At 47.8% G+C, this 22,361-nt stretch carries 18 protein-coding genes and 1 pseudogene; 1 reads left to right on the forward strand and 18 read right to left on the reverse strand.

What is annotated here, in order from left to right:
• Positions 1 to 14 precede the first annotated feature (14 nt).
• From ABCW47_RS09015 to ABCW47_RS09075, 13 genes and pseudogenes are all read right to left on the reverse strand, one after another.
• A complete protein-coding gene (locus tag ABCW47_RS09015; RefSeq protein WP_343209524.1) occupies positions 15 to 3,875 on the reverse strand; it encodes a PAS domain-containing protein in 3,861 nt (1,286 codons plus the stop codon).
• Between the two features lie 231 nt (positions 3,876 to 4,106).
• Positions 4,107 to 5,711 (reverse strand): phosphoenolpyruvate carboxykinase (ATP), encoded by a 1,605-nt coding sequence (gene pckA / locus ABCW47_RS09020; protein WP_343209525.1) that lies wholly within the window; start codon positions 5,709 to 5,711, stop codon positions 4,107 to 4,109.
• Between the two features lie 264 nt (positions 5,712 to 5,975).
• Entirely contained in the window at positions 5,976 to 6,908 is a 933-nt protein-coding gene (gene tsf, locus ABCW47_RS09025; RefSeq protein WP_343209526.1) for a translation elongation factor Ts, read from the reverse strand.
• 31 nt (positions 6,909 to 6,939) lie between these two features.
• Positions 6,940 to 7,692: a 30S ribosomal protein S2 gene (gene rpsB, locus ABCW47_RS09030; RefSeq protein ID WP_343209527.1), complete on the reverse strand. Its 753-nt coding sequence runs from the start codon at positions 7,690 to 7,692 to the stop codon at positions 6,940 to 6,942.
• Between the two features lie 307 nt (positions 7,693 to 7,999).
• The gene (locus ABCW47_RS09035) at positions 8,000 to 8,206 is read right to left on the reverse strand and encodes a hypothetical protein (protein WP_343209528.1); all 207 of its coding nucleotides are present in this window, start codon (positions 8,204 to 8,206) and stop codon (positions 8,000 to 8,002) included.
• A 30-nt stretch (positions 8,207 to 8,236) separates the two neighbouring features.
• The gene (gene codY, locus ABCW47_RS09040; protein WP_343209529.1) at positions 8,237 to 9,010 is read right to left on the reverse strand and encodes a GTP-sensing pleiotropic transcriptional regulator CodY; all 774 of its coding nucleotides are present in this window, start codon (positions 9,008 to 9,010) and stop codon (positions 8,237 to 8,239) included.
• 414 nt (positions 9,011 to 9,424) lie between these two features.
• Positions 9,425 to 11,490 (reverse strand): annotated as a pseudogene (topA, locus tag ABCW47_RS09045) (type I DNA topoisomerase).
• Between the two features lie 100 nt (positions 11,491 to 11,590).
• Positions 11,591 to 12,745: a DNA-processing protein DprA gene (dprA, locus tag ABCW47_RS09050; protein ID WP_343209530.1), complete on the reverse strand. Its 1,155-nt coding sequence runs from the start codon at positions 12,743 to 12,745 to the stop codon at positions 11,591 to 11,593.
• Positions 12,746 to 12,776: 31 nt separating this feature from the next.
• Complete coding sequence (locus ABCW47_RS09055) at positions 12,777 to 14,285, reverse strand: YifB family Mg chelatase-like AAA ATPase (protein WP_343209531.1); 1,509 nt, start codon at positions 14,283 to 14,285, stop codon at positions 12,777 to 12,779.
• A gap of 135 nt (positions 14,286 to 14,420) precedes the next feature.
• On the reverse strand, positions 14,421 to 14,870 hold the full coding sequence (gene nrdR / locus ABCW47_RS09060; RefSeq protein ID WP_343209532.1) for a transcriptional regulator NrdR: 450 nt from the start codon (positions 14,868 to 14,870) through the stop codon (positions 14,421 to 14,423).
• A 34-nt stretch (positions 14,871 to 14,904) separates the two neighbouring features.
• Entirely contained in the window at positions 14,905 to 15,162 is a 258-nt protein-coding gene (locus ABCW47_RS09065; protein WP_343209533.1) for a PRC-barrel domain-containing protein, read from the reverse strand.
• A gap of 41 nt (positions 15,163 to 15,203) precedes the next feature.
• Entirely contained in the window at positions 15,204 to 16,700 is a 1,497-nt protein-coding gene (locus tag ABCW47_RS09070; RefSeq protein ID WP_343209534.1) for an FGGY-family carbohydrate kinase, read from the reverse strand.
• Positions 16,701 to 16,742: 42 nt separating this feature from the next.
• A complete protein-coding gene (locus ABCW47_RS09075) occupies positions 16,743 to 18,014 on the reverse strand; it encodes an iron-containing alcohol dehydrogenase (protein ID WP_343209535.1) in 1,272 nt (423 codons plus the stop codon).
• Positions 18,015 to 18,163: 149 nt separating this feature from the next.
• On the opposite strand from ABCW47_RS09075, the gene ABCW47_RS09080 reads away from it, so the two are divergent.
• The gene (locus ABCW47_RS09080) at positions 18,164 to 19,024 is read left to right on the forward strand and encodes a transporter (RefSeq protein WP_343209536.1); all 861 of its coding nucleotides are present in this window, start codon (positions 18,164 to 18,166) and stop codon (positions 19,022 to 19,024) included.
• Positions 19,025 to 19,093: 69 nt separating this feature from the next.
• Here the strand turns inward: ABCW47_RS09080 and ABCW47_RS09085 are convergent, their stop codons facing one another.
• From ABCW47_RS09085 to ABCW47_RS09105, 5 genes are all read right to left on the reverse strand, one after another.
• Entirely contained in the window at positions 19,094 to 19,741 is a 648-nt protein-coding gene (locus ABCW47_RS09085; RefSeq protein ID WP_343209537.1) for an ATP synthase subunit B family protein, read from the reverse strand.
• Positions 19,742 to 19,760: 19 nt separating this feature from the next.
• Positions 19,761 to 20,246 carry a pantetheine-phosphate adenylyltransferase gene (gene coaD, locus ABCW47_RS09090; RefSeq protein ID WP_343209538.1) on the reverse strand — a complete coding sequence of 162 codons (486 nt, stop codon included), beginning with the start codon at positions 20,244 to 20,246 and terminating at the stop codon, positions 19,761 to 19,763.
• A gap of 23 nt (positions 20,247 to 20,269) precedes the next feature.
• On the reverse strand, positions 20,270 to 20,827 hold the full coding sequence (gene rsmD, locus ABCW47_RS09095; RefSeq protein ID WP_343209539.1) for a 16S rRNA (guanine(966)-N(2))-methyltransferase RsmD: 558 nt from the start codon (positions 20,825 to 20,827) through the stop codon (positions 20,270 to 20,272).
• A gap of 288 nt (positions 20,828 to 21,115) precedes the next feature.
• The gene (locus tag ABCW47_RS09100) at positions 21,116 to 21,547 is read right to left on the reverse strand and encodes an RNHCP domain-containing protein (protein ID WP_343209540.1); all 432 of its coding nucleotides are present in this window, start codon (positions 21,545 to 21,547) and stop codon (positions 21,116 to 21,118) included.
• Between the two features lie 61 nt (positions 21,548 to 21,608).
• Positions 21,609 to 22,040: a MarR family winged helix-turn-helix transcriptional regulator gene (locus ABCW47_RS09105; protein ID WP_343209541.1), complete on the reverse strand. Its 432-nt coding sequence runs from the start codon at positions 22,038 to 22,040 to the stop codon at positions 21,609 to 21,611.
• Positions 22,041 to 22,361: the final 321 nt, after the last annotated feature.

Raw genomic sequence — 22,361 nt, forward strand, 5'->3', positions numbered from 1 at the left:
CATATGTATACTTTTTATCTATGCACCCCGTTCTTCCCCCGTTTCAGGATGCATTTACTCAGTACAGCAAGCATTTGTTCCACCTGAATCGGCTTGGACAGATGTCCGTCCATTCCGCTGGCAATCGATTTCTTCGTATCTTCATCGAAAGCATTTGCAGTCAGCGCTATAATGGGAATAAAGCGCGCGTCCGGCCTTCCGGATGTACGAATCCGGCGGGCGGCCTCAAGCCCGTCCATCACCGGCATCCGGATATCCATCAGAACCGTATCAAAATAATCCGGATCATGCGTACAGAACAAATCCACAGCCTCTCTCCCGTCTGCGGCACAGGTTACAGCAAATCCATTCATCTTCAAAATGGTTTCCGCAATTTCACGGTTAATCTCATTGTCCTCTGCCAACAGTACATGATAGCCATGAAAATCCGGGAGCAAGATCTTCTGCTCCGGTTCACCGGCAGAAGGCTGCTGCTCGTCCATATATTCAAAGGAAAGCGTAAAGCAGAATTCCGAGCCCTGTCCCATCTCACTGCGAACCTCCAGGATACCGCCCATCATCTGTACCAGACGGCTGGAGATAGACAGTCCCAGTCCGGTGCCCCCTCGGCGGGCCGCCGTACTTGCCTCCGCCTGTTCAAACGGATTAAAAATACGGGACATCGCAGCCTGATCAATACCAATACCGGTATCTGTCACAGAAAAACGAAGCACCTGTCTGGGTTCTGATTCCAGTTCTTCCACCCTGACCGTAATACCGCCGTGATCAGTAAACTTTATGGCATTGCCGATGATATTGACCAATACCTGATTGAGCCGCAGCCCATCCGCACAGACCCGGCGCTTGATGTGCCGTTGATCCTCCAGCTGTAAAGCCAGCATTTTCTCCAGCGCCTGCGCGTGAAACAGGGATTGGAGACTTGCCAGCAGCTGAGTAAGGTCCAGCCGTCCATAATTCAACTCCAGCTTTCCGCTCTCGATCCGCGACATGTCAAGGATATCATTGACAAGACCCAGCAGATAGGTATTAGCCGACTCGATTTTGTTCAGGCAGTCCAGCGCTTTGTCCCGATCGTCCAGAACAGTTTTTGCAATCGTTGTCATACCGCTGATGGCATTCATCGGTGTTCTGATCTCATGGGACATACGGGAAAGAAAATCGGTCTTTGCCTGGCTCACCGCATCCGCCTTTGATTTCATAATAAAGGAGGGCACAATCTTAACCAGCTCTTTCAGCAGCCTGCGCTCTTCTTTGCTCCACTCATAATTCTCCTGGTAAGTCTCAAAGCTCATGGAACCGGCGTACTCTCCATATTCCCAGATACCCGCATGGAGACAGGATGGAATATGTGAAATACCATCCCTCACATTGTGATCCGCAAGACCATCGTCATCATACATATTGGCGCAGATGTCGAAATCTTCCTCCGAGGCATAAAAATCCTGCCCCAGCTGCAGATCTGACCGGCTGCGCGCCCACTGGTACGTAAACCGGTAACTGAGATAGGACCGGTCCGCCTCAATGATAGAGACCCGGTCAAAATGATAGGTTTTTCCAATGCGCGAGAGCAGCAGAAAAACTGCATCATCCAGGTTTTTCGCCTTACCCAGCAGGTCCAGCGCAAAAGACACCAGATCTCCCCTGTTCTGGGGCACCTCCGTCTTTATCCGGTTAACCGGATGTTCCTCGGTATAGAGCTGGGTCAAGAATACGCCTGCCTCATGAGAAGTATCCAGATAACAGGCCGCCTGACCTTTTCCATGCTCTTTCACATACTTCAGTGTACTTTCCGCACACCGGTACAGCGCGTTGTATTCATCTGCCACCTCTGTACTGCACATCCCAATACTCACAGAAACATGTATATTCTTCTCCGTATTTGTCATAATGCCCTGCACCAAATCAGCAATATGAGGGCCGATATCAGTTGCCCGCCTCTTATCACAGTGCTTGACAAAGAGCAAAAATTCATCGCCGCCCAGACGGATCTGTATATTATCCGGACCAGTCTCAGCCAGCAGTATATCCGCCACTTCCTGAAGAATGGCATCGGCAAACATATTGCCTTCCTTTTGATTGATATCATCAAAATCATCCATATCAAGCAGCATTAAAACGCCATGATCAGCCAAATCCCGCTGTTTAAGGAATTCCCTGATCAGTCTGACCCCGCTTTCCTTATTATGCAGCCCCGTCAGGCTGTCCCTGGACCGTGCCTCTATAAGAGCCTGCTCTATCTCTTTCTGATGAGTAATATCCTCCACAATACCGATGGCAAACTGAGGTGTCCCATCCTCCTCACAGCGTATCACAGACAGGGTCTCCCGGCACCAGAAGGAACCGTCCCCGCCCCGAAATACACAGGTAGCCGTCCGTTCTTCCCCCAGAATACGCTCATACATTTTATAAAATTCCGGGCGGTATTCCTCGTCCACCATCTCCAAGGCAAAACTCTCCGGCATATTTTCATAGCGGGATTTGCAATGGAATATGCTGCTGGTCCGCTCCGGGACGATACAAACTCCGTTCTTCGGGTAGTAGAAAAATTCACAGGTTGTGGTATGTTCCAGCGCCAGATGCAATATTTCATTGCTGGCCTCCACCTGCTCTTCCAGCCGCCTGCTGCGCTGCTCTGCCATTTTGCGCTCATTGATATCCAGAAATACACTCTGGATCACCTGCTCTCCATCCGTGTCCAATATAACCTCGGCACTCCCGATAATCCAGCAGGAACCTCCATCTCTCTGAACCATCCGGTACTCAAACGGACTCCGGTCGCCAGGCTTTTTCAGATTCTCACTGATCTCCGCCAGAACCCGTTCCCTGTCTTCCTCCACGATCAGACCAGGCAGATCCCAGTCCCTCTTCGCCCAAAACTCTTGGGGCGTATACCCGAAGAGCCGCATGGCCTCCTGGTTGGCATTTTTAAAGATGACTTCATGTCCATCCGTCTGGTATTGAACAATTCCGCACAACACAGAATCAAACAGATTATTATAGCGCACCGCCTGGCGCTTCTGCTCTTCCGCCTGCTGCTCCAGTCGTTCTCTGGCTTCAATTTCAGTAGAAATATCCCGGATTACACTGATACATACTTCTCGTCCGTCCTCAGATATTCCCTTTTTTCCCACATCGTTAACCCAGATGTAACTGCCATCCTTCTTAAGAATCCGGTACTGCACCTCATAGGAAGCACCAGCTGCAAATGCCTCTTCTACGAGGCGGTCTACCCTCATCCGATCATCCGGATGCATACAATTTATAACTTTACCGTCAATTGCCTCCACAAATTCATCATAGGTAAAGCCCAGATAGGCAAGCATGTAGTCATTCACATAATAAAGAGGAAAATCTGGTTCCAAATAGCCGCCCATCATCCCGCCTGGAATATTTCTGCCCAGAATATCCAGGGCTTTCGTCCCCAGCTGCCGCTCCAATTCATTGCGTTCAAGACCAGACGATGGAAAAAACTCCCCCTCTTCCTGTTGTCTGTCCGGTGTAGAGGCATGAATAGCGGCAATTTGTAATCTTCCATCCTCCTCAACACAGGCAGCCGATACTCTCATCCATATTTCATCCCGGTGGTCTGCAATCGGGCAGACAGTTGCCGTAAGCAAAACCACAGCATAGTGGTCTGTTATGACAACTTCTTCTTCACTCTCATAATCGATCCGATATGGTTCCGGCGACTGTGCTATTTCTGTGTGCAAGGCTAACTCCACCTGAGCTCTTGTACAAAACAGTTCAGACTTACCGGTCCCAATCCACTGTATATTTTCCGTCAGGCAGGAAAGGGCTCCTTCGGCATCTCGTTTAACCAGATACGCATCATAAAAAGTATGAACCGCTTTGACGGCATCATTTGGACGTAACATGCTGCACCTCTTTCTGCAGGAAACTCCTGCCGGACGCATAAAAAAACGTTCTTATTTATAATTTATTCTATCAAAGCAGGGGACTTATTGCAAGACCGCGGAATTTGCCCCTGAACAATCCTATTCTTTCTATCAGATAAACTAAAAAAAGCCAGCGTCATATGACGCTGGCTTATTACAGGCAAACCGCCTGCGGATCATTATCATTTCACAGTAGAAATTCTATTGATCTTATAACTGAGGTCCTGCGGAAACTAAAGCTTTTCCTGCTTCATTGCCCTCATATTTTGCAAAGTTCTTGATGAAACGCTGTGCCAGATCTTTCGCTTTCTCTTCCCACTCAGCAGCGTTCGCATAGGTATCGCGAGGATCAAGAATTGCAGGATCTACGCCCGGAAGCTCGGTCGGAATTTCAAAGTTGAAGTATGGCAGCTGTTTGGTCGGAGCATTTGCAATCGCACCATCCAGAATAGCATCAATGATACCACGGGTATCACGGATGGAGATACGTTTTCCAGAACCATTCCAGCCGGTGTTAACAAGATATGCTTTTGCACCGCTCTGCTGCATTCTCTTAACAAGCTCCTCTGCATATTTGGTCGGATGCAGCTCCAGGAATGCCTGTCCGAAACAAGCGGAGAAGGTAGGAGTCGGCTCTGTGATGCCGCGCTCTGTACCTGCAAGCTTAGCTGTAAAGCCGGACAGGAAGTAATACTGTGTCTGTTCCGGAGTCAGAATAGATACCGGAGGAAGAACGCCGAATGCATCTGCTGACAGGAAAATAACATCCTTTGCTGCCGGAGCTGCGGATACGGGACGTACAATCTTCTCAATATGGTCAATCGGATAAGATACACGGGTATTCTCCGTTACGCTCTTATCGTCGAAATCAATCTTGCCTTCTGCGTCCAGAGTAACATTTTCCAGAAGCGCATTGCGTTTGATCGCATTGTAGATGTCCGGCTCAGATTCTTTGTCAAGGTTGATAACTTTCGCATAGCATCCGCCTTCAAAGTTAAATACGCCGTTGTCATCCCAGCCGTGCTCGTCATCACCAATGAGAAGACGTTTCGGATCTGTGGACAATGTGGTCTTGCCGGTTCCGGAAAGGCCGAAGAAAATAGCGGTATTCTCGCCGTTCATATCCGTGTTGGCAGAACAGTGCATGGAAGCAATGCCCTTTAACGGCAGATAGTAGTTCATCATGGAGAACATACCCTTCTTCATCTCGCCGCCGTACCATGTGTTAACAATAACCTGCTCGCGGCTGGTAATATTGAACATAGAAGTAGTCTCAGAATTCAGACCCAGCTCTTTGTAGTTCTCAACTTTTGCCTTGGAAGCATTGTATACAACGAAATCCGGTTTGAAGTTTTCCAGCTCTTCGTCGGTAGGCTGGATGAACATATTCTTAACGAAATGAGCCTGCCAAGCAACCTCAACGATAAAACGGATTGCCATACGGGTGTCTTTATTTGCTCCGCAGAATGCGTCTACAACAAAAAGTCTCTTGTTGGAAAGCTCTTTCACAGCGATATCTCTTACTGTGTCCCACGCCTTCTGGCTGGCCGGATGGTTATCATTCTTATATTCATCAGAAGTCCACCATACAGTATCTTTAGAGTTCTCATCCATGACAATAAATTTGTCTTTCGGGGAACGTCCTGTATAAATACCGGTCATAACATTGACAGCGCCAAGTTCGCTGACCTGTCCTCTTTCAAAACCTTCCAGTTCCGGTTTGGTTTCTTCTGCAAACAACACCTCAAATGAAGGATTGTGAACGATTTCTTTTACTCCGATAATGCCGTACTGACTTAAATCAACATTTGCCATCTTCTATATACCTCACTTTCATTTTTTTAAAACTACGATCTATTATCTCATTTCACGAAACAAAAGTCAATATGAACAAGGTCGAAAAAGATGCAAAACAGGCCCCTTTTGCTGCACCATCTATGAAAAAAACAGAATCGTTTCCTTTCAGCCGGCTTTCCGGGAAAGTGCCGCGGCCTTTCCCGGAGAAAAACCCAAAAAACCCCTGCAAACGGCGTATTCACACCATCTGCAGGGGTCTGTCCTTTACAGGATACGGTTCAATTACTGGCCCATCTGTTTTGCAACTTCTTCTGCAAAGTTTTCTTCTTTTTTCTCCAGGCCTTCACCGGTCTCATAGCGCACGAAACCTTTGATCTTGATGTCTGCATTATTCGCCTTTGCAACATCTTTCACATAAGCGCCTACGCTCTGCTTGCCGTCTTCAGCTTTTACATAAATCTGATCCAACAGACAGATTTCTTTTAATTCTTTATTGATACGGCCCATTACCATGCCGCTGATGATCTTATCATTGGCATCCGGCTTCTCATTCTTTGCCTGAGCGGTAAGGATTTCTTTCTCTTTCTCAATGTAGTCGGCTTCCACTTCATCTCTGCTTGTATAAACAGGCTTGATCGCTGCAACCTGCATTGCAACATTCTTAGCCATCTCTTTTACTTCGTCATTGACAACGTTGGTTTCAACGTCAACCAAAACACCGATCTTGCCGCCCATATGTGTATAGGAAGCAACAAAACCATTCAGTTCCTCCACCTGGGTGAATCTTCTGATGTGCATGTTCTCGCCGATTACCGCGATCTGTCCGGCCAGCGCTTCATTTACACTCTTTGCTGTATCAAACTTCCAGGGCTCAGCCAGAAATGCATCAATATCAGCCGCACCGGTCTCGAGAGCCTGCTCTGCAACCTGTGCTACATAATCCTGAAATTTCTCATTCTTGGCAACAAAGTCTGTCTCAGCGTTAACTTCCACAACAACAGCCTTCTTGCCGTCCTCTGTGCACAGGATCTTGCACAGACCTTCTGCTGCAATACGGCCTGCTTTCTTCTGTGCGGTAGCCAGTCCTTTTTCTCTCAGGAACTCAACTGCCTTGTCCATATCTCCCTCGGTTTCGGTTAGTGCTTTCTTACAATCCATCATACCGGCACCGGTTAATTCTCTTAATTCTTTTACCATGGATGCTGTAATTGCCATTGTATCTTCCTCCAATAATCCAAACTCTATATTATTCTGCTGCTTCCTCAGCTGCTGCGATTTCCTCTTCTCCGGTTACTTCCTCAGCGTCAGCGTACTGCTCACCCTGATTCGCCTCGATCACGGCATCAGCCATCTTCGCAACAATCAATTTTACGGCTCTGATTGCATCATCATTGCCCGGGATCACATAATCCAGCTCTTCCGGATCACAGTTCGTATCAGCGATTCCGATCAGCGGAATGCCCAGTACGTGTGCTTCCTGAACACAGATTCTCTCTTTTTTCGGGTCAACAACAAAAATTGCATCCGGGATGCGTTTCATTTCCTTGATACCGCCAAGGTTCTTCTCCAGTTTTGCCCACTCTTTTTTCAGAGCGATAACTTCTTTCTTGGGAAGAACTTCAAATGTTCCGTCTTCGGACATTTTCTCGATTTTTTTCAGTCTGTTGATTCTGCTCTGGATTGTCTTAAAGTTGGTCAGCATACCGCCCAGCCATCTCTCATTTACATAGAACATCCCGCAGCGCTCTGACTCGGATTTGATAGAATCCTGAGCCTGTTTCTTCGTACCAACGAAAAGAATCGTGCCGCCGTCTGCCACAATATCCTTGATCGCATTGTAAGCTTCGTCAACTTTACCTACAGATTTCTGAAGATCGATGATATAGATACCATTTCTCTCTGTGTAGATGTACGGAGCCATTTTAGGGTTCCATCTTCTTGTCTGGTGTCCGAAATGTACACCTGCTTCCAATAACTGTTTCATTGAAATAACGCTCATTTTCATATACCTCCAAATGGTTTTTTCTTCCGCATGCGTCGTCTCGCCGTCAGGCTTGTACAAAGACTCATTCGTTCGCCAAATGCTCCCGCTTTATCCAAGCACCCTGCCGGAAATCAACATACGTGCAGTCTTACCGATATATAATAGCACAATAGAAATATGAAAGCAAGCAGATTTTTTATAACCGGCAGTTCAAGAGTATGCCCTTTTTCTAACAAACGTCGGCAGGCTTCGCGAGCCGTCTTATTGTAATCAAATAATCCGGGCAGATGCTTTCCATCGCCCGGATTTGTCTTATTTTCATTTATCGTCTTGCAAATAAAGAACGCTTCCAGTCTTTTACCTTCCGATAGGAAGTTTCCGGCAATGCCCCGATCAGTTCAAAGCAGAGCGCCAGGCCAAGCAGGAGACCCATAACCGCCTCCGGCATCTGAAAAAACTGTTTTAATACGAGCGTGAGTCCAAATAACAAAAGCCCGATTCTTAATTCCATCCGCAATTCTCTTTTCATGAGCTCTTCCTTCTATTATAATATAGCAGACTATTTTTCTTTCATCTTTTTCAGTTCTTCGAATACTACATCATTTAAAACCTTGATGTAAGTTCCCTTCATACCGGATGATTTGGATTCAATAACTCCGGCGCTTTCAAATTTACGCAGAGCATTGACAATAACCGAACGGGTGATTCCCACACGGTCTGCAATCTTGCTGGCAACCAGAATCCCTTCATTGCCGTCCAGCTCCTCAAAAATATGTGTGATCGCTTCCAGTTCGGAGAAGGATAACGTACCGATCGCAGATTTCACAATCTGAACCTTACGAACTTCCTCCGCGTTTTCTTCGTTGACAGAACGAAGCATCTCCAGACCGACTACAGTCGTACCGTATTCACTCAGAATAATATCGTCGATCAGATACTGGGCATCCATCTTATACAAAAACAGCGTTCCCAGACGTTCCCCCGCAATATCAATCGGGGTAATAATCGCCTGATATCTCTCCACATTTTCAAACTCAAATCCCAGAGTAAGAAGGTTAACATTCTCCTTTGTGGATAATACATTCAGGAAACGCTCATTGAGCATAGTGTCAATATGCCCTCCTACATTGTCCTTGATCAGTTCCTTGATATCCGCAATATCTTCCCGATTCTTAATTCCCAGTACCTTGCCTTTTTTACTGATAACCAGAATATTGGACTCCAATATTTCACTCAGCACCTCGCAGATGTCATTAAACACAACCTTGTGAGAACTGTTGTTATGCAGCAGTTTGTTAATCTTTCTGGTTTTATCCAATAACTGTACACTCATTCGCTTTCACCCTCCATGCCAGCCGGAATCATTCTAATGTATTCCGACAATTCAAATGTTTCTCTCTGTAAAGCCAAAGGTCTGTCCGTGTGATAATCCGCACAGAACCTTGGTTTATCAATATATTGCAGCATATTGACACAATTGCAAAACTGCTCATTGCGTTTATCATAGCATGAATAATTAGAAAATACAATAGCTCATGGCGAATTAACAAACTTTTCAGACATATTGCATATATTTACCAAATGCCGGTCGGTTTTCCCTCTGCTTTTTGAGCTTTCTGCCAGTATTCCGGCATATTTTATGCTGCTTTATACACAAAAGAGACAAGTCATTGCAAAGCCGTCTTATTGCAGCAAACGGCGGCATGATTTCGCACGGCCGTCTTATTGCAAAAGAAAAAGACAGGCCTCAGCCTATCTTCCTCTTATCTTGTCTATAACCGCAGTTTTCATTATTGCACACCAGATTGGAGCCTTTTTCCACTAAAATGTCACCGCACTCCGGACATCTTTCGGTGGACGGCTTCTGCCATGACATAAAGCTGCATTCCGGATTATCCTCACATCCATAATACTTTCTGCCTTTTTTCGTCTTGCGGATGACTACCTCTTTTCCGCATACCGGACAGGGAACTCCGATCTTTTCCAGGTAAGGTTTCGTATTCCTGCAGTCCGGAAATCCGGGACAGGCCAGAAACTTTCCGTGGGGGCCGTATTTGATTACCATATTGCGGCCGCATTCTTCGCAGATTACATCCGTAACCTCATCCTCTATCTTAATGGATTCCAGTTCCTTCTCCGCATTCTGAACCGCTTCCTCCAGATCCGGATAAAAATTGGAGACAATCGTCTTCCAGTTAACGGTACCTTCCTCCACACAGTCCAGAAGGCCCTCCATATTGGCGGTAAAGTTCACGTCCACGATGCTCGGAAAAGCTGTCATCATAACCGTATTCACCGCTTCACCCAGCTCCGTCACATAGAGATTTTTGTTTTCCTTGGCCACGTACCGTCTTGCCTGAATCGTTGTGATTGTGGGCGCATACGTGCTGGGGCGGCCGATTCCCAGCTCCTCCAGTGTTTTTACAAGTGATGCCTCTGTAAAATGAGCCGGCGGCTGTGTAAAATGCTGTTTGGGTTCCATCTCCTGCACGGTGAGCACGGCGCCTTTTGTGACAGATGCGGATAATGTATTTGTTTTTTCCTTATCCTCTTCTCTGGCATATACGCTCATGAAACCTTCAAATTTTAATTTGGAGGCCGCCGCCGTGAAACGGTAACCGCCGCCGTCAATCTTGACGGATGTAGTCTCATAGACAGCCGGCTTCATCCGGCTTGCCACAAACCGTTTCCAGATCAGCTGATAAAGACGGAACTGATCTCTGCTGAGGGAATCCTTCATCGCAGCGGGCGTATGATCCACATAGGTAGGACGGATCGCCTCGTGGGCATCCTGTATCCTGCCCCTGCTCTTGACTTCCTTCTGTCCTCCCTGCACGAATTCGCTGCCGTAGTTTTGCAGAATGAACTCTTTTGCGGCCCCGTCTGCTTCCTCGGAGACACGGGTTGAATCCGTACGCAGATACGTAATCAAACCAACCGTCCCGTTGCCCTTGATATCAATACCTTCATAGAGCTGCTGGGCCAGGCGCATCGTCTTCTGAGTAGTAAAGTTCAGAGTCTTGCCCGCCTCCTGCTGCAGCGTACTGGTAGTAAAAGGTATCGGGGGCTGCTTTATCCTCTCCCCGATCTTTGTATCCGTTATCTGATACTCCGCTCCATCCAGGTCTTTTAAGACAGTATCCATCTCTTCTTTGGAACGGATATCCAGCTTCTTATCGCCTTTGCCGTAAAAATGGGCGCTCAGCGGTTTCTTATCCCCGTCCACATGAAAATCAGCATCCAGTATTCCTCCGGTAAAAATGCGTTGATCTCTTCTTCCCGGTCACAGATAATTCTAAGCGCCACCGACTGAACACGCCCGGCACTTAAGCCTCTCTTAATTTTTTCCCACAGAAGCGGGCTGATGGTGTATCCCACCATTCGATCCAGCACACGTCGGGCCTGCTGGGCATCCACCAGCTTCATATCTATTTTTCTGGCCTGTTTGATCGAAGACTTAACCGCCGTCTTGGTGATCTCATTGAACGTAATACGGCTGGCCTTTTTATCATCCAGGTTCAGCGTGTTGTACAAATGCCAGGAGATAGCCTCTCCTTCCCGGTCAGGGTCAGTTGCGAGATAGACTTTATCTACTTTCTTCACTTCTTTCCTCAGCTTGGCCAGCAGATCTCCCTTTCCTCTTATCGTGATATATTTTGGTTCAAAATTATTGGCAAAATCAACACCCATCTGGCTTTTCGGCAAATCCCTCACATGACCGTTCGATGCCACCACTTCATAATTAGAACCCAAAAACTTTTTGATTGTCTTCGCCTTGGCAGGCGACTCCACAATGACTAAGTATTTTGGCATATATTCTCTCCTTATTTAACTGCTGCGTTAACCCTCTTATTAGTTCTATATACGCAATACCGGAAACATAATTAATATTTCCTCAAAATTTTATATTTATTTATCCACGTTCTTTTACGTATTTACTTCCGGCAGTCTGCCGGATATAATTCTTTAATTCCAGGCTTAGAAGGCTTTGCATCACATCATATACCTCCATACCCGTCTCATCCACAACATCTTGTACACTTTTGGGCAACAAGTCTAAACAAGCATACACCATTTCTTCTTTCGAATCAAGTATCAATTCATTTTTCATTATTTTCTTCTCTACACCCTTTGTACTAAGAAACATCTGTCCTGTGCTTTCCTCCCCCAGTCTGCAATCCTTTTCAAATCCATATTTTTCCATCGTCAGACTGTTTAGGATATCCACCGGGCTGCCCACAGGTTCAGCCCCCATTTTGATCAGATTATTGCAGCCCTCGCTCAGCAGATCTGTTATTCTTCCCGGTATTGCAAACACATCCCGTCCCTGTTCCAGCGCCATATCCGCTGTGATGAGAGAGCCGCTTTTCCTTCGGGCCTCCACAATTAAAATCCCATCGCACAGACCGCTGATAATCCGGTTCCGCATTGGGAAATGACAGGCAAGGGGCGGCGTTCCCGGAGGAAACTCAGAGATAATTCCTCCCCTCGTTTCCATTTCCTGATATAAGTCCTGATTTTGTGCAGGATAGCAGATATCCGCGCCGCACCCCAATACGCCGCATGTGTAGCCATTCCCATTTAAAGCGCCCCGATGAGCCGCCGCATCAATGCCTCTGGCTAGGCCGCTGATAATCTGAACCTGACAGGAGGCCAGTTCTTCCGCAAATTCTTCTGCAATCGTTCGCCCGTAATTGGTGCAGTTTCTGGCCCCCACAACAGCCAAAGACGGCTTGTCATCCTCCGGCAGATTCCCTTTATAATAGAAGCAAACCGGACAATCACAGATTTCCTTCAAACCGGCCGGATATCTCCCGTCCTCCAGCGTCAGCAGAGAAATTTCTTTTTTCTCCATTTCTTCCAGTATTCTGGCCGTTTCTCCATTTCTTCCGGAGCGAAGCAGCACCGCCCGGTCCCGTTCCGTCAATCCCGGAACGGGCAGCAGTTCCTTTTCCTGTGCCATATAAATTCTCTCCGGCGTATGAAACCATTCCAGAAGTCTGTGTCTCTTCCGGTTTCCGATACCCTCTAAACTCCCAAGCCATAACCAGTATTCTTCCCGTTCCATCCTTCGCCTTTCTGCTTTTTAATATGTATCATCATCCTTCGTCTTTCTTTCTGTAAAAATAAGCCTCCGTCAGGTGGCCGCAGTGAATCTGTTTTTCCCCTGCCAGATCTGCAATTGTCCTGGCTGTTCTTCTGAGTGTATCGTATCCTCTGATGGATAAAAGCCCCTTGCCAAACAGCTGCTTCATCAACCGGTTTTCTTCCCTCCCCAGCGGACAGAATTCATCCAGCAGCTTAGACGGCAGAGCGCTGTTCCAGGAAAAGGGCAGCCCGCGGTAACGTGCTTTTTGTATCTCCCAGGCATGCTCCACCCGCTCCCTGATCTGTAAAGAGCTCTCCTCCTTGGCAGTACCAATCTGTTTAAAATCCATCTGCTTTGTCTCCGATACAATGTCAATCCTGTCCCAGAATGCCCGGGTAATCCGGCTCCTGTATCGATTAAGCCTGTATGGATTGCACCGGCATCTCGACATATCGGGATAATAGCCGCAGTCACAGGGGTTCATTGCCCCAACCAGCATAAAGAAAGCAGGATAACTTAAGGCTCCCCGCGGACCGGTAAGCCTGATATTCCGTTCCTCCAACGGCTGTAAAAGCAGTTCCAGAACCGCCCTGCCAAATTCCGGAAGTTCATCCATAAAGAGGATTCCGTGGCTGGCAAGCACAGCCTCCCCTGGTTTCAGCTTCTTTCCTCCGCCCAGCAGCGCACCGGGCGAAATGGGAAATGTCACTTCCCGAAAGGGCCGCTCAGACACAACCGGACGCTTCTCATCCAGCAGTCCCGCCGCACTGTATAACCTGGAAAGGTATAGCTGTTCCGGTTCACTTAAGGGAGGAAGAATCCCTCTCATCCGGCGTGCAATCATCGTCTTTCCGGAGCCCGGAGGTCCGGTGAGGAGTAAATGATGAAATCCGGCAGCGGCAACCTCCGCCGCCCTCTTTGCGCTCTGCTGACCTGCTATCTCACAGAAATCTGCACTGATGCCGGCGGCCGCAGAAAAATGAGCTTTTTCCAGATCATCGGCCTTCGTCCTCCCCTGCAGGATCAGGACCGCCTGTTTCAGGGATGAGACCGCTATGATCCTTACATCCTTAACTAAAGATGCCTCCGGTCCGTTCTCTGACGGCAGAAAAAACACAGAGACTCCCTGCTTTTTCCCGTCCTCCAGGGCCGGCAGAATACCGCGTATTCTCTTAACCGAGCCGTCCAGGCCAAGTTCACCCAGAAACATGATATTTTTTGTCTGTGATTTGGATAACTGACCGAAACTGGTCAAAATAGAAATGGCAATCGCCAGATCGAAGGCAGTTCCTTCTTTTCTGACATCTGCCGGAGAAAGATTGACGGTAATCCGCTTCGCCGGGAAACGATAACCGGAGTTTTTCATGGCTACCCGGACCCGTTCTCTGGCTTCCCTCACCTCAGAACCCGGAAGCCCCACCATGTCAAAGACAGGAAGTCCGTCGCTTACATCCGTTTCCACACGGATCAGTGCCGCGTCAATTCCGATAACTGCCGCGCTTAGCGCTTCACTGAACATAAATTCCTTTCCGTGTTTTCCCGCCCCATGTCCTATATTTTAGCATCCTGCCTGAAAAAAAGGAAGAGGCAAACAGTAATCCTGTGCGGATTTCCATTACCTCTTCCTGTCTTTATTCAGCAATCTCCCTTTATTTTATGTCAGAAACTGCTTTAACTCCTCCATAAAGGTATTGACATCTTTAAACTCCCGGTACACAGACGCAAATCTCACATAGGCGACCGGGTCCAGCCCTTTTAACTTCTCCATCAGAATCTCGCCGATCACACTGCTGGAAATTTCCTTAGCTTCTGTTTTGAAAATCTCATTCTCCACTTCATCCGCCAGCGCCTTAATCTGATCCACGGAGATCGGCCGTTTATGGCAGGAACGGAAGATACCGGCCTCGATCTTGGAACGGTCATAGGGTTCCCGGCTCATATCCTTCTTTACCACGACCAGCGGAATCGACTCCACTTTTTCATAGGTAGTAAAACGCCGGTTACATTTATCGCACTGACGCCTTCTGCGGATTGAGCTGTTTTCTTCTGACGGTCTGGAATCAATCACTCTGGTATTTTCTTCCCCACAAAATGGACATTTCATTGTTCTCGTTCCTCCTTAAAGATAACCCCTTCTCTTAAGCACCCTTATGTAAGGCCTTCTCCTCGTTTATATTGACCAGAATAATATCGGCGCCGACCTTGCAGATACAGCGGTAGTCGATAATATATTCCTCTTCCCTTCCCAGAATCCCCCATATTTTACAGGGTCCCGGTACAATAATATGAGTAATTTGCCCGGTCTGGACATCAAATTCAATATCGCTGACATAGCCCAGCCGGTTACAGGTTGGTTCGTTAATAACTTCTTTCTGTTTAAATTCACACAGACGCATAGGCAGCTCCCAAAGGTACTTATCCCATACTATGCAGACGCCTACCACGCTGTGAACAATTTCTCCATTCCCGGATAGATCAGTTTGTATTTTTCATACCATTCATCATAGCGCTTCTGCATCTTAAGTCTGGGATAATAGGTTTTATCCACCTGGATAAATACCTTCTCCGCTTCCTCCACATTCTTATAAAGGCCTCTGGCAATCGCGGCCAGCATGCCGCAGGCCAGATTTCCTCCCTGAGAAACCTTCAGCGTAGACACCGGCATTCCATAGATATCCGCTTTGATCTGCAGCCACACCGATGAAAAGGCTCCGCCGCCGGTCGCCCGCAGTTCCTTAATGTCGATCCCTCTTTCTCTCCAGAACTCCAGGCCGGTCCTCAGCTCATACGTAACGCCCTCCATCAGCGCCTTATAAATAGCAATGGATTTTGTCTCGGGCGTGAGCCCCACGATAGCGCCTCTGGCATCCGGATTCATTCCAGGCGACCCCTTGCCAAGAAAATAAGGAAGCACCAAAAGTCCGGACGGACCATCCTCCGTCATCTCATCCAGACGTTCAAATACATTGCCGCCTTCCCTGCGGATCAGCTCTGCCTCATACTTAGCCAGGTTATCCCGGTACCATTTCAGCATACCGCCGCCGGTGAAACAAAAGATAGATGTCATATAGGTATCCGGCCAGAGAAACGGCACGACCGCAAGCTCCCTCTGCTCCATATAGTCCGGATGTTTCCGTCCCTCAAAAAACGTGCTGATACATTCATTTGTCCCCGTGCTGTCCGCACCCATACCGGGCCGGAGCACACCGGTCCCGATCATAGCTGCCGGCTGGTCATGGGCTCCGCTTACAATCAGTACATCCTCGGGCAGATTGAGTTCTTGTGCAATCTCTCTGCGTATCATGCCTGCCGCCGTACCGGTGGGAACCGTCTTTCCCATCATGCCGCGGCTTAAGCCTGCCGCCTGCAGAATCTCGTCATTCCAGTCCAGGGTATTCATATCAAAAGCATAGGTTCTGGACGCCAGCGTGTAGTCTATCTGGGCAATGCCGCTTAACATGTAGACGATATAGTCCTGCATCAGAAGCAGCCGTTTTGCCCGGCCGGAAAGGGACGGGTCCTGGTCCATCAGCCACATGATCTTGGGCAGTGTATAGATCTTGGAAGGATTCATCCTGGTGATATCCTTGAGCTTCTGCTCCCCGATTTTAGCAATCAGCCGGTCGATCTGCTCCTGACCCCGCGGATCAAAGTAGAGAATCGGCCGGTTCAGCGGGCGGTCCGCCTCGTCTAAGAGCACCGCCGCCTCGCCCATAGAGGCAATACCAACCGCCTTCAGATCTTCCGTCCCTCTGGCCGCCTCTTTCATTACCTGCTTAACACCCTGCCAGATCACCAGGGCATCCAGCTCCCGGTCTCCCGCCTCTGGGGGAAAATCATATTCTACATAAGCTTCATTGATAAAATCGCCCCGATCGGAATACACGGTGCATTTACATCCTGTCGTCCCCACATCTATTCCTGCAACAGCCATAGTTGTCCTCCAAGTCAGTCCATAATAAGAAATGTCCTTACATTATTTCTCCATTGTCATACTTGCCACTAAAATATTGTAGACATCATCAGCAGTCATCGGAACATAGGCAGCCGCAAGATTGTTATATTTTGCCGTGTCATCTGCCATCAGGCGCAGCTTGGAATCGTCAATGCCGATCTCCGGCAGGGTCATCGGAATATTGCAGTCCAGGAAGAACTGCTCTGTAGCGTCAATCGCCGCATTCGCAAGCGCGTATTTATCCTCTGACGGCTCCATCTGCCATACATTAACTGCATACTGTACAAATTTATCCACGGTCTTATCACTGAGAATATAGCGCATCCAGCGTGGTGTAACAATCGCCAGACCAACACCGTGGGTAACGTCATAATAGGCGCTCAGCTCATGCTCGATGGGATGGCAGGACCATGCGCCTGACTTGCCGCAGTTGGTCAGTCCGTTTAACGCCATACTGGAAGCCCACATCAGATTGGCTCTCGCCTCATAATCGGAAGGATCTTTCAGTGCGATCGGACAATATTTCAGGCAGGCTCTCATCAGCCCTTCGGCAAACTCATCCGGAATATAAGCTTCCTGGTTTTTAAAATAGTTCTCAAACAGATGTGACAGAATATCTGCTGTGCCGGCAGCGGTCTGAATAGCCGGAAGGGTATACAGATACTGCGGATCACAGAAGGATACCTGCGGGATCAGATTAATATTGATCAGCGCGCGTTTTTCATTCGTCTCCATGTTGGAGATAACCGCGTTCCGGTTCATCTCAGATCCGGTAGCCGCCATGGTAAGCACGGTTACAATAGGAAGGGCCTTCTCAACCAAACTGTTGTCACAAACCAGATCCCACGGATTGCCATCGTAATAAGCTGCTGCCGCTACCGCTTTACAGCAGTCGATCGTGCTGCCGCCGCCGGCAGCCAGAATCACATCAATACCATGCTCTTTACAGAGCTTTGCACCTCTGTCCACTGACGTAATACGCGGATTGGGTTCAATACCGTCCAGCTCGTACACCTCAAAGCCGTTCTCATCCAGCAGTTTCTTAATTGTATCGTAGATACCGGTCCGTTTGATACTGCCGCCGCCATAACCTAAGAGCACCTTTTTCCCAAAGCGGTCCAACACCTCCGGAAGCCCCTTAACGGCATCCTTGCCAAAAATCATTTCCGTACCGGCATAAAAATTAAAATTTTCCATTTCTTCTCTTTCCTTTCTCTGCACTGTTTTTCTTCTTTCGCAGTCCTTCATACTGCACCCTGCGGCTTTTACGATTTTCTTTTTATTCTTTCCCATTTTACCACATCTTGTATTTGATTGCCATAAAAACCTGAGGATTTGTGATAAGGACAGCTCCCTGTGAATAGAGTTTACTATTCAGAGCCCAGCCGGTTTTCCCCTTTAAAATCCCATTTGGCCGAGCGATACATTCTCAGGAGGTACCTATGCTTCAGACAATATTCACAGGGGCCAAAAACGGCCTCCTTTTGTGGTTTAATACACTGCTTCCCTCCCTGCTCCCCTTCATGATTCTCACACAGGTAATCATAAGCCGCCAATGGGCCGCCCGGATCTCAGGTATCTTTTACCCGGTTCTCCACCGTCTCTTCGGCCTTTCCCGGAATGGCTGCTTTCCTTTTGTTATCGGACTTCTCTCCGGTTACCCCGTAGGAGCCAAGACCTGTGCCGATTTAAAGCGCCAGGGGCTGATCAGCCGTGAGGAAGGACAATTTCTCCTCTCCCTCTGCAACAATGCCAGTCCCCCCTTTATTCTGACCTTTGTGGCCGGGCAGTGTCTGAACCTTCCCGCCCATGCCTTCGCCCTGCTCCTGCTTATGCATCTTTCCGTGATTCTGGCAAGTGTGATTCTGCGCGTCTGCTCACATAAAAGAGGGTGGTATTTTCCGGAGTCCGTCCGGTCGGACCGCGGTCCCTGTGTCCCCTTTATGACCGCTCTGGACAACGCAATCATGAGTTCCTTCGAAGTGATCACAAAGGTCGGCGGATACGTCATCCTATTTTCCATCGCCGTTCTCCTTCTCAAGCCATTTATTCCCGCAGCCTTCCTGGGCATCCTGGAGATCACCACAGGAACAGCCGCCCTCTCCGGCGTCTCGCTTTCCGCGGGCCTTGCCTTCACGGCTGCGGCTGCAGTGATTACCTTCGGAGGTCTCTCTGCCCTGGCGCAGACCAAAAGCGTCCTCTCCGGCTCCGGGCTCTCCATCCGGCCCTATTTTCTGACAAAGGCTCTGGCCGCTCTGCTGGCCTGCGGGCTAAGCTACGGCTATGCGCTGGCCTTTCTCTGAACATTCTTCCCTCTGGCCCAAAAAGAGAGCCGGATCACTTATGATCCGGCTCTTCTATGTACTCATCTGTCAATCAATATGTTTCATGAAATCATCTTCTTTAAAATCATAATTGTCCGCTTGTTCTTCCTCGCGGCCTTCATTCATAATAGCTTCCACCGGGTCCTGTGCAGGCATGGAACCAGCCAGCTCCTGCTTGTTGCCCGTCACTGTATTCAGATTGCTCTGGAGTGCATCGATGAGGGCGGAATAATAAGTCTTGGAGTCGGAAAGCGCGCTGGTCAGAATACTCTCCAGACTGGACAGCATATCTGTCGTATAAGCCATCGCCCCGTCCCGGATCTCTGCAGCGTCATCATTGGCTGACTGTAGGATTCCCTGTGCTTCCTCCGTCGCCTGATTGATAATCTCATCTGCGCGGGCATAGGCCTCCTGCATAATCTCATGCTCGCTCACCATCTGGTCCATCTTGTCCTGAGCCTCTCTGAGCATGGCGTTCGCTTTGTTCTCCGCATCCGTTAAGATAGCGTCCCGGTTTGCAATAATCTTCTGAAATTTCTTCACTTCATCCGGTGTGCGCAGTCTCAACTCATCCAGCAAGTCGTACAGATCGTCTTTCGGTACAATTACCTTCGTGGAAGATAACGGCTGCATCTTACAGCTCTCAATAAATTCATAAATTTCTTCAATCAGCTCTTCAATCTTACTGCTTCCCATTTCGGTTCACTCCATTCCTTTATTCCATATTCTGAAATTTTGCATAGATAATCGGCGCAATCTCCTTCGCCACGAATCCTGAAATATCTCCCCCGTACATGGCGACTTCCTTTACAATACTGGAACTCACATAGGCGTACTCCACACTCGTAGTCAAAAACATCGTATCAACATTCGGATTCAGCTTATGATTGGTCTGCGCCAGCTGCAACTCATATTCAAAATCCGTAACCGCACGAAGACCTCTCACGATAGCCTGTGCCTTCTTGATTCTGGCGTACTCAATCAGCAGTCCGTCAAATGACTCTACCTCCAGATTCGGGATATCTTTCGTCACCTGCTTAATCATATCCACCCGTTCATCTGCCGTAAACAAAGGCGTCTTTTTTCCATTGTTCAGGACTCCGATAATCAGCTTGTCCACCAGTTTGGCCGACCGTCTGATCACATCCAGATGTCCCAATGTCACCGGATCAAAGCTGCCCGGATAAACTGCTATCTTCATTCTATCATTTCCTATTCCCGTCTCTATTTTAACCGCCCGATAAACATGTGCTTATTGGTCTTGTATCTTTTTTCTTTATCCAGAGTAAATCCCAGATCCTTAAGATAGGAAAAATCCTCCTTCAGATCTGCTTCCACAATAATCCAGGTCTGATCATCCATCATACCGGAGCCCTTAAGCCAGGCAAGCGCTTCCCGCTCCAGGCCCTTCTCATAGGGAGGGTCCATATAGATAATATCGTAGACCTGATGTCTGCTTTCTAACTTGCGCAATCCGGTCATCACGCTGTCGGACATCACTTCCGCTCTGTCAGCCAAGCGGGTTTTCTCCAGATTTTCCTTTATACAGGTTACAGCGGAAGGATTACTCTCAACGAAAACAGCGTGGGCCGCACCTCTGCTCAGTGCCTCAATGCCTATGCCGCCGCTCCCCGCAAATAAATCCAGGAAATGGCAGTCCGCCAGATAGGGCTGCAGCATGTTAAACAGGGTTTCCTTAATCCGGTCCGTTGTCGGCCTGGTCTCCTGCCCTGCAACCGTCTTTAGTTCAATCCGTCTGGCACTTCCCGCGATCACTCTCATGAAATTCAAACCTTCCTATACATATTAACACGTATTAGTGTATCTTATTTCCCGCTATATTTCAACTGTTTTTCGCTGTACCGCTCCGCAAAAGGGAACGGCTTCCATAAATTGGCACCGGGCCGCAGACAGAATGATTCCTCTGCCTCGGCCCGACCGGGTACTGTTTACTTTTTTATTACGTTCGTTCCTCACTCCATAAAAAAGAAGGGGTCCCTTCTCAAACGCTTCGCTTTTGAGAAGTAGCAATCGGCATATCTCAACCTTTGATTTTAGTGGATTATGTGTTTACATTCTTGTGAAACTTCCGTCACCGCCCATAAGAGCGGTCATTTCCTCAATACGATCTAGTGGAAAAGGTGGTTGTGTCAACGGTTTCATCGCAATAGACATTAGTTTCATTGGGTTGTCGTCCGCAGCAATGCGATTTGAACTAAATTGACCACATTGACGGCAGCGATGAATAATGGCCCATTCTCCGCTTTTACGAACCCATACACCTACTGGTTCCATGACACCACCACAATCTGCTTGGCGGTCACCGGGTTCATCATCCACATGAAGGCTGGATAGGCAATTGGGACAATGATTGCGATGGTCGCTGCCTGCGCCATCTGCTACCACCAATCGCCCACATACTTTGCAAGTAAAACTATCCTTACAAACATGTGTTTTGTAGTAGCCCTTTTCATACTGCTTTCGCTTATTTTCTCTATTCATAGTGTCTACGCTCCTTATTGCGCAAGGCGAACAGTCCTGGCTATTTTTACAGAGCACGGCTTTACGGTTCCAAATCTGTGAGATGTTTTTTTAGCAAATCCCTATACTTCTGCGTTAGACGTAAATACTCGTCCTGCTCTTCTAATGACCATTCGTCAAAAATCTTATTTTCAATTTCAAATAAAGGGCAAATTTTTTCACTCGCAAATGTTTCACCCTTTTCAGTCAGACAGACAATTTTATTTCGCCCTGGGCCTTGTTTCAGGTATACAATATCATCATCCTCTAACTTACGAATTGCTGAATTTATGGTTTGTCTGCTAATTCCTGATAACTTGTAAATATCACTTTGTAAACACTGCCCGCCATTTCCATACATTACATACAAAATGTTTTGAACACTATCAGAAACTCCCATCATAACAGCCATTTCATGGTACAGTGCATTTATCTCACCGGAAAGATAATTGTACCTGTTTAGTTTAATTTCCATCTGTGCATACAGCGCCCCTCTCTATGTCCGATTTCGTACAAACATATTATATCCGATTTCGGACATAAGTCAAGTTTTTTTTAGCACAAGATAAACAACATGGTAGATTTATATTCCGTGAATTATTCCAAAAGCAAAAGGCAGGCCAAAGCCCGCCTTTCTCATTTTTAGTTGTGCATATTATATAAACGACCCATCAAACATCCGATTTATTTTGTGCGCCTTAAAACTGTCAAGTTGCTACATCTATTATATTGTGCCCCAAGTCTTTATGAAATCAGGGCGGGAATCGGGCGGGATTTTGGTCAAATCATGACCTGT

This window comes from Anaerolentibacter hominis (assembly GCF_032380675.1).
In the GTDB taxonomy this organism is placed as follows: Bacteria; Bacillota; Clostridia; order Lachnospirales; family Lachnospiraceae; genus Anaerolentibacter; species Anaerolentibacter hominis.